The organism is Pyramidobacter sp. C12-8 (genome assembly GCF_002007215.1).
In the GTDB taxonomy this organism is placed as follows: Bacteria; Synergistota; Synergistia; order Synergistales; family Dethiosulfovibrionaceae; genus Pyramidobacter.
In genome coordinates, this window is the sequence record NZ_MUHX01000138.1 from 1 (window position 1) to 227 (window position 227).

General features: G+C 47.1%; 1 pseudogene. It reads right to left on the reverse strand.

Features of this window, described 5'->3' with window-relative positions:
• Positions 1 to 227: pseudogene (locus B0D78_RS13085) on the reverse strand (tryptophan--tRNA ligase); the annotation flags it as partial.

Genomic DNA, 227 nt, shown 5'->3' on the forward strand with positions numbered 1-227 from the left:
TATATACTTTTGAGAGAGTTTTTCTTGAAATTCGGTTAGCTCTTTCAGCTCCGGCGCGCATAATTCCCTCGAGATAAGACTTATCAGCCATTAATTTTGCGTATTTATCCTGAAGCAGAGCCAGTCCGTCAGCGACCGTTTCGCCCACGGCAGCCTTGAAATCACCGTAGCCCTTACCCTCAAATTCCTTGGATATCTCTTCGTCGCTCTTGCCGGTGAAGCAGGAA